The organism is Clostridium sp. MD294 (assembly GCF_000364165.2).
Taxonomy (GTDB): domain Bacteria; phylum Bacillota; class Clostridia; order Lachnospirales; family Anaerotignaceae; genus Coprocola.
Genome location: NZ_CP097810.1, coordinates 1646970 through 1658313 on the forward strand (window position 1 = coordinate 1646970; position 11344 = coordinate 1658313).

12 protein-coding genes are annotated in these 11344 nt (G+C 26.8%); 10 read left to right on the forward strand and 2 right to left on the reverse strand.

Annotated features, from left to right (window positions below; all coding sequences use genetic code 11):
* Positions 1-3 precede the first annotated feature (3 nt).
* Together panB and C820_RS08175 are read right to left on the reverse strand one after the other, a co-directional pair.
* Positions 4-831, reverse strand: coding sequence for a 3-methyl-2-oxobutanoate hydroxymethyltransferase (panB, locus tag C820_RS08170; protein ID WP_004034932.1), 828 nt, complete (start codon positions 829-831; stop codon positions 4-6).
* On the reverse strand, positions 828-1676 hold the full coding sequence (locus C820_RS08175) for a Rossmann-like and DUF2520 domain-containing protein (protein WP_004034929.1): 849 nt from the start codon (positions 1674-1676) through the stop codon (positions 828-830). The genes panB and C820_RS08175 overlap by 4 nt, the downstream gene beginning before the upstream one ends.
* A gap of 363 nt (positions 1677-2039) precedes the next feature.
* On the opposite strand from C820_RS08175, the gene C820_RS08180 reads away from it, so the two are divergent.
* Genes C820_RS08180 through C820_RS08225 form a run of 10 tightly spaced genes read left to right on the forward strand, consistent with a single transcriptional unit; the run spans position 2040 to position 11341 of the window.
* On the forward strand, positions 2040-3743 hold the full coding sequence (locus tag C820_RS08180) for a phage tail sheath family protein (RefSeq protein WP_004034927.1): 1704 nt from the start codon (positions 2040-2042) through the stop codon (positions 3741-3743).
* 16 nt (positions 3744-3759) lie between these two features.
* Positions 3760-4230, forward strand: a complete 471-nt coding sequence (locus tag C820_RS08185; RefSeq protein WP_004034925.1) for a phage tail protein — start codon at positions 3760-3762, stop codon at positions 4228-4230.
* Between the two features lie 28 nt (positions 4231-4258).
* A complete protein-coding gene (locus C820_RS08190; protein WP_004034923.1) occupies positions 4259-4621 on the forward strand; it encodes a hypothetical protein in 363 nt (120 codons plus the stop codon).
* A 14-nt stretch (positions 4622-4635) separates the two neighbouring features.
* Positions 4636-4806, forward strand: a complete 171-nt coding sequence (locus C820_RS08195) for a DUF6760 family protein (protein ID WP_502799881.1) — start codon at positions 4636-4638, stop codon at positions 4804-4806.
* Between the two features lie 13 nt (positions 4807-4819).
* On the forward strand, positions 4820-5554 hold the full coding sequence (locus C820_RS08200; RefSeq protein WP_004034921.1) for a hypothetical protein: 735 nt from the start codon (positions 4820-4822) through the stop codon (positions 5552-5554).
* A 12-nt stretch (positions 5555-5566) separates the two neighbouring features.
* A complete protein-coding gene (locus tag C820_RS08205) occupies positions 5567-8422 on the forward strand; it encodes a hypothetical protein (protein WP_004034914.1) in 2856 nt (951 codons plus the stop codon).
* An 18-nt stretch (positions 8423-8440) separates the two neighbouring features.
* Positions 8441-9058, forward strand: a complete 618-nt coding sequence (locus C820_RS08210; protein ID WP_004034912.1) for a CIS tube protein — start codon at positions 8441-8443, stop codon at positions 9056-9058.
* A gap of 4 nt (positions 9059-9062) precedes the next feature.
* Entirely contained in the window at positions 9063-10184 is a 1122-nt protein-coding gene (locus C820_RS08215; protein WP_004034910.1) for a phage late control D family protein, read from the forward strand.
* Positions 10181-10936 (forward strand): phage baseplate assembly protein V, encoded by a 756-nt coding sequence (locus C820_RS08220; protein WP_004034908.1) that lies wholly within the window; start codon positions 10181-10183, stop codon positions 10934-10936. The genes C820_RS08215 and C820_RS08220 overlap by 4 nt, the downstream gene beginning before the upstream one ends.
* A gap of 15 nt (positions 10937-10951) precedes the next feature.
* On the forward strand, positions 10952-11341 hold the full coding sequence (locus C820_RS08225; protein WP_004034907.1) for a GPW/gp25 family protein: 390 nt from the start codon (positions 10952-10954) through the stop codon (positions 11339-11341).
* Positions 11342-11344: the final 3 nt, after the last annotated feature.

Here is an 11344-nt window from a genome sequence, read left to right on the forward strand (position 1 = left end):
ATTTTAATATAATTTTTCTAAAACATCATCTTTTATAGTGAAACTATGTGCAGCATCTGGAAAAGAACTTTCTTTCACTTCTTTATCATAGTTCTGGAATGCTTCTGTCATAATTGTACCAACATCTGCATATTTTTTGACAAATTTTGGAACATAATCTTTAAACATACCTAACATATCCTGGTAAACTAATATTTGACCGTCACAACCAACACCAGCACCAATACCAATAGTAGGAATGGTTAATTTTTCAGAAATCATTTTTGCTAAGCGGTCTGGTACACATTCCAATACTATAGAAAATGCACCTGCTTGTTGCAAAGCAATAGCATCTTCAATCATTTTTTTAGCAACTGCTTCGTTTTTACCTTGTACTTTAAATCCACCTAACATATTAACAGATTGAGGAGTCATACCTAAATGACCCATAACAGGAATTCCAGCAGAAGTAATTGCTTTAATTTGAGCAACGACTTCAATACCGCCTTCTAATTTTACTGCACCACCGCGACCTTCTTTCATTAAACGACCTGCATTTACTACAGCGTCATAAACTGATGTTTGATAAGACATAAAAGGCATATCAATAACAACTAATGTATTTTTGCAACCTCTTGCAACAGCTCTGCCATGATGTATCATATCGTCCATAGTAACAGAAAGTGTATCTGTATAGCCTAATATAACATTGCCAAGTGAGTCGCCTACTAATATGCCATTAATACCAGCTTCGTCTATTAGTTTCGCTGTAGAATAGTCATATGCTGTAAGCATAGATATTTTTTCACCGTTTTCTTTCATAGTTTGAAATGTAGATACTGTGTTTTTCATTGTTGTTCTCCTTTCAAAATATCTCGTATATTACTATAATCGCTATTAGTATGTTTTTTTTCAGCAATTTCTATCAATGCACGAGAAAGGGGGATATAAATTTCTTTTTGTTTCTGAGAAAGACAGTTTAAATGTTTTACTATGGTAGAACTATCTCCACGCTCTATAGGGCCAGTTAAACTTTGTTCTGCTCCTTTTTGCAATATGTGTTTGATATTTCCTTCTATTAAAGGAGATAATGCAGAACGTGCTTGTTGTTGTGTAAAACCACATTGCTGCATTAAATCAAACGCAGTATTTAGTAAAGCAATCACTAAATTGCTTGCTATAACGGCTGAAGCATGATAAGCAGTTTTACAGTCTGAAGGAATAGTTTTGATACGACAGCCATGAAATAGACTTTTTATTTCTTCTAAATGAGCGGGGTGTCCCTCCAAAGCAAAAAAAATATCCGTCAATTCTTCATAAGCGTGAAATTTATCGCTTATGGCAAAAAGCGGATGAACAGAATATCCAAAGGCACCAGTTTTTTCTATACCAGTAAAAGCTTCACTAGCAGAAAGTGTGCCACTGCAATGACAAATATATTTTCCGTCTATGGGCATATTTGCAATTTGCTCAAAGACTTGTGTTAAACTCCCATCAGGAACTGTTAAAAATAGAACGTCACAAACATTAACGATTTCTTCTATAGTATCAAATACTTTTGTTTGTGTAAATCGTGCCGCCTCTTCTGCTGATGTTCTGCTTCGACTATAATAGCCTGCAACAGTATACTTACGTTGTACAAAAAATTTTCCTAGAGTGCAACCGACTTTTCCTGCTCCAATCAAACCAATGTTCATAGGACATCACCTTCCTTTTTTGATAGATGACGTTCGTTTTTTTTTAATGGGTATTTTTATAATATGCTGTTATCATGTCAGGTATAATTTCCTTTGGAATACTATCCATCGTAGACAAGTATAGCATTACTACAAAAGTATGTAAAGAGTAAAAAAACAATTATTTACAAAAATACCACTTCACTGTTTAAATAAATTGCATTTGCGATAAATGACATGGTATGTTATAATAACATTGTTATATTTTGTTAAAAATGGTTAAAATAATATAAAAAATGATGAATTTTAAGTAATAATGTTACAATAAAAAGCATAAAACAGAAAGGAGGAACTGATTTTATAATAGTATAAAATTGGGAAATTATGGCAGACTATTTAACTCCAGGTGTATATGTAGAAGAATTTAGTTCTAGTGAACCAACTATGTCAAGTGTCAGTACAAGTACAGCAGGATTTATAGGAGTAACAGAAAAAGGCCCTCAATATGGAGCACCTGTATTAATTACAAATTTTGCTTCATTTCGTAGAATATTCGGAGGATATTTGACAGAAAGAGAATTTGGACAATATCGTTATTTAACTTATGCAATAAATCAGTTTTTTGCAAATGGTGGTTCACGATGCTATATTAAAAGAGTTGTACCTTCTGATGCAAGCTATAGTTATAGTTCAGAACAATCTCCTGTTGTTTTTTATGCAAAAGAACCCGGAGAATGGGGAAATAAAATTACAATTACTATAACAAAAAATAACAATGTAAAAACACAAATATTAGAAGAAATAGAAAATAAATATCGTGTAAAAAGTACACAAGGTTTTTTAGTAGGAGATATTGTATGTGTTACAATAGATGAAAATGTTTATTACAATAGAGTGATAGATGTAGATGATAATATAATTACAATGCAAAAGGTATTTGAAAAAAATGTAACAGATGATAATATAGTACCTCAAATAGTGCTTTCAGTATGTAAATTTGACATTCGTGTAAAATATGATTTGATAGAAGAAAAGTATGAAAATTGTTCATTCAATAGAAATTCTTATGATTTTGTAGCAGAAAGATTAACAAAAAGTGAGTTAATTATGATAGATATAAAAGAGATAGAGGAAGATATACCACATTTTTTATTGTTATGTGAAGAAGAAAAAGAGAGTTGTAATATTCGTTTGCTGGGAGGAAAAAATGGTACAAAACAAGCACTTTCTGCTATAGATTTTATAGGGGAAGATAAAGGGCCTAATAATAGAAGCGGATTGCAGTCATTTATAGATAATAATGAAATAAATTTAATTGCTGTGCCTGGCATTACAGATGCTCAAGTTTTACTGTCACTTATAGCACATTGTGAAAATATGGGAAATCGTTTTGCAATATTGGATATACCAAGAGAAAAAAAGACAGTGAATGACATTGTAGAATATCGTGATTTATTTGACAGTGATTTTGCAGCAATGTATCACCCATGGGTGAAAGTGGCAGACCCAATTACAAAAAATGCAGTTGCTATTCCTCCTTCTGGTTCTGTAGCAGGAGTGTATGCTAGAACAGATAATACAAGAGGTGTTTTTAAAGCACCTGCAAATGAAATTGTGTCTGCTTGTGTAGGATTGGACTGTAACTATACAACAGGAGAACAAGATGTTTTAAATCCAAAAGGTGTTAATTTAATACGTAGTTTTTCAGGTTCAGGTATTCGCATTTGGGGGGCAAGAACAATAAGCTCTAATAGTTTGTGGAGATATGTCAATGTAAGAAGGTTGTTTTTATATATAGAGGAGTCTATTAGAGTGAGTACAAATTGGGTAGTATTTGAACCAAATGAACCATTGTTGTGGCTTCGTGTAAAGAGAACAATAGAATTGTTTTTAGGAGATTTGTGGAGAACGGGTGCGTTGGTAGGAGGTTCTGAAGGAGAAGCCTTTTTTGTAGATATTGGAGCAAATACAATGACTCAAAGCGATATTGATAATGGAAAACTAATTTGTGTGATAGGTGTAGCACCAGTAAAACCTGCAGAATTTGTGATATTTCGTATTACGCAAAAAACAAATGGTGCAATATAAAGGAGGCAAAAAATAAATGGCTGGAGAATTTCCTTATCCTTATAAAGGGTACCGCTTTAAAGTAGAAATAGATAATATTTTTGTAGCAGGATTTAGTGAAGTAACAGGATTTGATGCTACCATTGATGTTACAGAATATAGAGAAGGAGATGCAAAAGATAATACCGTTAGAAAATTGCCAGGTCTTGTAAAATATAGCAATATTACATTTAAAAGGGGTGTAGTAGATGCCATAGAATTTTTTACATGGTTAGATGAAATCAATCAAGGAAAAATTACACCAGAAAGAAAATCTGTTATAGTACGTTTATTTGATGATAGTAATCAAGATACGCCTGTGGCAGAATGGAAATTAGTAAGAGCATTTCCTTGTAAATATGTAGGGCCTGATTTAAAAGGTGCTAGCTCTGATGTAGCGATTGAGTCAATAGAATTTGCACATGAGGGATTAGTACGTACATCACTTGGTGGTGGTGGAGCAGAATAATAAAAATAAAGAAAGGAGAAAATAAAAAATGTTTCAAACAGAATTTGCATTTGAGTTGCCAAAAGGATATGTTGATGGAAATGGTACATTACATAAAAAAGGAGTTATGCGTTTAGCAACTGCTGGAGATGAAATTATACCTATGAAAGACCCAAGAGTACAGCAAAATCCTAGTTATATTACAATTATATTGTTGGCAAGAGTAATTGTAAAATTAGGTGATTTATCTCATGTAGATACAAGAGTAATCGAAAATCTTTTTACAGCAGATTTAGCTTTTTTACAAGATTTATACCAAAAAATAAATGAAATGGATAATTATGCTATTAAAAGTGTTTGCCCTTATTGCGGAGAAGAAATTGAAGTTGCATGGCCTTTTGAGGGGGAGTAATAAAACAATATCCCATAAAAAAGTTATATGAAGAAATGGAATTTATTGCTTATTATAATCATTGGGATTATAAAACATTAATGAATATGGAACATAAAGAACGTATAAAATGGTGTGAAGAAATTTCAAAAATAAATCAAAGTATCAATGGAGAAAAAGAAAAGAAAAATATTTTTGATGTATGAAGGAGAGGAAAAAATGGATTATAAAAATCAATCTGCATTAGCGAAGAAATTTCATTTACAGATTGCACAGAAACAATATTATCCTCTCCTTTGTTATCAGTATGATGTAATATTAGGAGGGTGTTTGACAAGTTTTTCAAAAATAACAGGACTAGTTCTAAAATCTTCAGAAATTACAGCAGTCAATGAAGGAGGAAGAAATCAGCCCTATTTGTTTCGAGATAGCAAAAAAAATATACATACAATGGTGCTAGAAAAAGGCTATGGCACAATTGATTTAATGGGATTTTGTGACAATATAACAGATGTTACTATTTTATTAAGAAATCAAAAAGGAGATATTGTACAAGCCTATAGTACAAGTTATGCTGTAGTGCAGGAAATTAAATTTTCTGATTTAGATGCTTCTAAAACGGAGATTTTAATACAGTCTATGACTATAGCTTATACAATGTTAAATGAAGCAAAAGATATAAAACAAACTTGTAGTAATTTAGAAAAAGAAAATATAAATGTTAATGAGAATGTAATATATCCATTAGTAATGACACAAAATAAAAAAAGTGTGACAAATTTCAAAAATACAGAACAAAATAAAAAAAGTACTACTAAAAATGATAATTTAGATTTTATTAAAAAACAAAATCAAAAAGCATTTCAAAAACAAAATAAACAAGTATTAGAATTAGAGCAAAAAAAGGAACAAATAAATAATAATGCTATAAAAAAAGTAGATTTTTCAGTGTAGGAATGATAAGTTATGAAAAATAATAAAATAATACCTATTTCTGCTAAAAATATTAAAAAATTATCTGATACTTTTACAAAAAAGAATATACTAAAACATCAGACTATTTTAGAAAGAAATGTAAAAGATACTGCACTTATTTATAAAAAACAGTCAAGTATTGATATGAATATGATACTAGAAATTTTGTATTATATAAAAACAATGCAACATACAACAAATTTTAATTTTCAAATGGTATTACAAAAACAACAAATACAAAATATATTAAATAGTTCTATATTGGGCAATGAGTTGAAGGAAGTAAAAAATTTGTTGTTATCAGAAGAAAATTGTAATACTGTTTTGATAGAGAAAGCAATAAATTGTATAGAAAATATTTTAAAAAAAAACGATATATTAAATCATAAAGAAAATATACAACAAAATTTTAATGATTTCTATTCAAATAATTATTTTTTTAATATAATAAATAACCAACAAATTTTAAATAAAAAAAATACGCTTTTAAGAAATATTGATTTTGAAAATAAAACGATTAGTGCTTTTATGAATTTTTTTAATTTGCGTAATGCTAAAAATACTAAATATCAAATACTATTTCGAAATAAAATAAATAGTTATTTTATTACAGATATACATTATTTAAAAGAGGATACTATACAAAAAAATAATTCTTCTCAAATAAAAATAATTACCCTATATAATAAAATACTAAAAAAACAAATACTAAAAAATTTTACTAACTCTCAAAATAATATATTGCGAAAACAAAATACAACATTTTTAAAATATAGTTTTCAAAATAAAAATAATATAAATATCTTACAACAACAAATACAATATTTTTTATATAATTATAGATACTATAAAAATGTTGAAATAGAAAACTATAGTAATCAGAAATTACAAAATAGAAAAAAATATTTAAAAATATGGGATAAAAAAACTGTCAACCAAATTAAACCAAATAGAAATATAGTATTTGTTAAAGAAAAACAAAAACAATATTTTAATAAAATATTAAATTATAATAGTACTGATAAAAATATAAAAGAAATATATGATAATATAATATTATATTCTTTATCTGTTCAAAATGAATTTTTGGAAAAAAGAAATAGTGTGTTATATGACACTACTGTGAAAAAATTGCATTTTATGCAGTTTTTTGCTATCAATAATACCGAATTTTGTTTATTTAAAAATTTTTATAAAAAATTAGAACAACAAAAAATAAAACTTAAAATATTACAAAATGTATTATTAAAATATAGTAAAAATAATGATAATACTTTTTATACAAAACAATATAAAAATGAATATTATAGAATGATAAAAAATTTTCAAAAATATCATTTTGATAATAAATATAAAACTTTTTATAACACTTTGTACCAAATTAAAACTATAAAATATCATGACAGAAATAAATGGTATTTGAAACATATATTACAGAACAAAATGGTATATTTTGATTGGCAAAAAAATACTCAGTATAGTCTTCATTATGGTAAGAGAAAAACAATACAAAAAAAAGAAAGAAAAATAAAACAACAAAATTTAATTATATCTTATAAAAATAAATTATTAAAATACCAAAAAGAAAAGAATATATTATATAAAAATATATTGACACAAAAAGAGTATTATAATAAAGAAAAAATAGAAAATAATCAAAGTATAATAATATTAAATAAAAGGTTATTATGGAGATTAGAAAGTGAAATAATAAAAAAGAATAATAAAATATATTCTAGAAATTTATTATTAAAAGAAAAAGAGAAAAAAATAGAAAACCAACAAGGCATTATAATATATAATCAAGATTTTTTACGAGAATTAGTAAATAAAGAAATAGAAAAAGATAATAAAATATACTTTAGAAATTTATTATTAAAAGAAAAAGAGAAAAAAATAGAAAACCAACAAGGCATTATAGTATATAATCAAAATTTTTTGTGGGAATTAGTAAATAAAGAAATAAAAAAAGATGATAAAATAGAAAACCCACAAGATATTATAATATATAGTCAAAATTTTTTACAAGAATTAGTAAATAAAGAAATAGAAAGAGATAATAAAATATACTTTAGAAATTTATTATTAAAAGAAAAAAAGAAAAAAATAGAAAATAATCAAAATATTTTAAAAAATTTATATTATGAAAAAGGAAATATAATACATACTAAAAATATATTATTACAAAAAAGATATAAAAAGAAATTAAAAGATAAACAAAATATAGTAGCATTGTATAAAGATAATTTATTGGAACAATTTTATCAAAAAAAAGAAAATATAAAATATAAAATAAAACAAGATTTTTCTGAAATTTCTCGAAAAAATTCATTGTATAGCAAAAAACAAATAAGCAAAACAATAGTATATAAAAAATTATTGCATTTACTGTTTAATCAACAAAAAATTACAGCAATACCAATACTAAAAAATAATTTATTATGGAAACAAAAAAATCAAAAAAATACTATAACACAAATAATAATGCAAAACAAAAAAAATGAAATAGAAAAAACAGAGAACAGTTTAGTTTTTTTAAAAAATAAAAAAGAAATTTTAAATGAGGAACAAAGCATAATTATGTTACAAAAAAAAGAAGTGTTAAATGAGAAACAAAAAGATACAATACAATTACAACAATTACAGCAAATTATAAAAAAAGAAGTAGAGATATTACTTCAAAAACAAATCAAACAACAGCAGATTATATTACAACAATATACAAAACAAATCACAGAAGAACAAATAAACTTTCAAAAACAGTTTGACCAAGAAAAACTTTATCAAAAAATATATCAAAATTTGGAAAGAGCATTGTATCGTGAAAAGCGTCAATATAACAGATAGAATAGTGAGAGGATATTAATGCAAAAAAATCAATTAGAAATGATTTTAGAAAAAGAAGGTGTTCCACAAAAAGCATGTTTTTTATTACAAGAAAATGCAGTAATAGAAGATGTGATGACGGGCAGTACAATTTATTGGAAAACAAATGATAGTATCATAGTACAGTTAAATCCTACTTCATATACTATTAAAAAAGAAACAAACTTTAATCCTAAAATAAATTTTGGAGGAAAGTATAATAAAAATTATGGAGCATTTCAAAATATTTCTCCTAGAACATTAAATATGAAATTACTTTTTGACGCATTTTTTGAAACAGAACAAAAAAGTAGTACAAAAACAAATAATACAATATCTTTTCAGACAGAAAGCATTATGGGAGAAAGTAATGTTATGACAGCAAAACAAGATAATAAAGCAATTGATATACAAAAAATATATATTGAAAAAATAATGAGTTTAACCAGTCTTTCAAAAGACACATTACGTCCTCCTCTTGTTACATTTCGATATGGCTCTATTCATTTTACAGGTTATGTAACTTCTGTTGATGTGGAATATAAACGTTTTGATAAAGAGGGTGAGCCTATTAGAGCAGAGATATCCCTTTCTATGAAAGAGTCAAAAAAGGAATGAGTTTATGATTGATTTAGAAAAGTTAGCAAAGGAGTATAACAATTTTGTAAAGCCTTGCTATAGTATTTTAATTAATGATACTGAAATAGAACAGGAATTTTTAAATCAAGAGTTGATAGTAGAGATTACAACAGGATTTGAAGCAGGATTTTTGCAGTTTAAAATTTATAATGCCTTTGAAAAAGACAAACAAGAACAAGCATTATATAGTTATAAACAAATTACTTCGTTATTAAAATTAGGAAATATTGTAGAAGCTAAAATTGGCTATTTAGAAAAAGCAGATATTTATGTTTTTAAAGGATATATTGATAGTATTTATTTAGATTATGAAAAAGATGAGGAAATTGTATATACTGTAGAATGTCTTGATGCAAAAGGCATTATGATGAATAGTATACATTCTGAAACAAAAAAGAGCATTAAAAAATATAGTTTAGCAGCAGAAGATATATTAAAAAAATATACTTCTCTTTTAAAATTAAGAAGTACATCTTTTTATAAACAAGATAATGATGTAAATGTACCAATAGAACAACATAATGAAAGTGACTATCAATTTGTAGTACGCATGGCGAAAAATATTGGTTGTGAGTTTTATATTGTTGCAGGAGAGGTTATATTTCAACCTTTGGAAAAAAAACAAAAACAAACTGCAATAAAATATCACATTAATTCTTATTTAGAAAATTTTACAATACATAGTACTTTAAAGGGATTTGTAAATCATGTTATGATAAGAAGCAATAATGAACAAACACCTGAAAAACCGTTTTCAGCAAAAGTATCTTCTTATACAAAAACAGCAGAAAATGGCACAATAACAGCTTCTTCAGTTTCTCCTGTTTTCACACAAAGAGTATCTAAATTTGTTACAGATACAACAGTTTCATCACAGGAAGAAGCAAAACAAAAAGCAAAGGCGTATCTTCATCAAATTGTAAAAAATACTGTTACAGGCAGTATTACAACAGTAGGCATACCACAATTAAAAGCAGGAACATTTTGTAGTTTAAAAGGATTTGGAAAGCCATTTGATAAAACATATTATATTTCAAAAGTAATACATACTATAAAAGATGGAAATTATAAAACAGTTTGTGAAATAGAGGTGAATGAATATTGAGTATATTAAAAGCATTGTCAGAAGAACAACAACAATATCCTTTTTCTCCTGTGTTAGGAATTATGCCTGCTATTGTGACAGATATTGATGACCCTGAAAAATTGGGTAGAATAAAAGTAAAATTACTCAATAGAGATACCTCAGAATATGAAACAGATTTTATTCGTATTATGACACCTATGACAGGACAGCAGTGGGGTATGTTTTTTTTCCCTGAAGTGGGAGATGAAGTACTTGTTGGCTTTAGCGGAGGAGAAATTGCAAGACCTTATGTATTAGGGGCATTGTGGAACAAAAATAATATACCTCCTGTTACTATAGAAAATAAAGAAAATAAATTGCGTAAAATAAAAACAAAAAATGGAAATGAATTAATATTTTGTGATAAAGAAGAAGAAAATTATATACAAATCAATACACCAAACCAATTAGAAATGAATTTGAATGATAAAGAGCAAGTAATTCATATCAAAGAAAAAAATAATAAAAATCGCATTAAAATTGATGTTAAAAATGGTGTTGTGACAATAGAAGGAGAAAATAAAATTGATATTTCTTCAGGAAATTCTCACATGATATTAGATGCAAATGCAAACAAAGTTAGTATTTCAAGTGGGCAATATTTAGAAATAAAAAGCGGACAGATTGTAGTAGAAGCAAAAAGTACATTGGATTTAAAAGCAAATGGTAGTGTAAATATAAAATCAGATGGAGCAACAAATGTAAAGGGTGCTGTAGTAAAATTGAATTGATAAAGGTGATATATTTTGAAAACAGTAAAAGGCTGGCAATTTCCGTTAGAAGTAGATGCTGTAACAGGAAAAATAAAAACAACAACATTAGAAAATGACATAAAACAGTCTATTATGATATTACTTCATACACAAAAGGGAGAACGATTAGGACATAGTAACTATGGCAGTGACTTAAATCGTTTTATGTTTGAACCATTACAAAATAGTTTAAAAAAGAATATACAACAAGAAATAGAAAATTGCATTAGAAAATGGGAAAAAAGAGTTTCTTCTGTTACAGTAGACATATTTGAAAGTACAGAACAATATACAACATTAATTGTACAAATACAATATTATATAGAACAGATACAACAATGGCAAACATGGCACTATGCTTTTGATTTGACGGCAAGTTTATAAAAC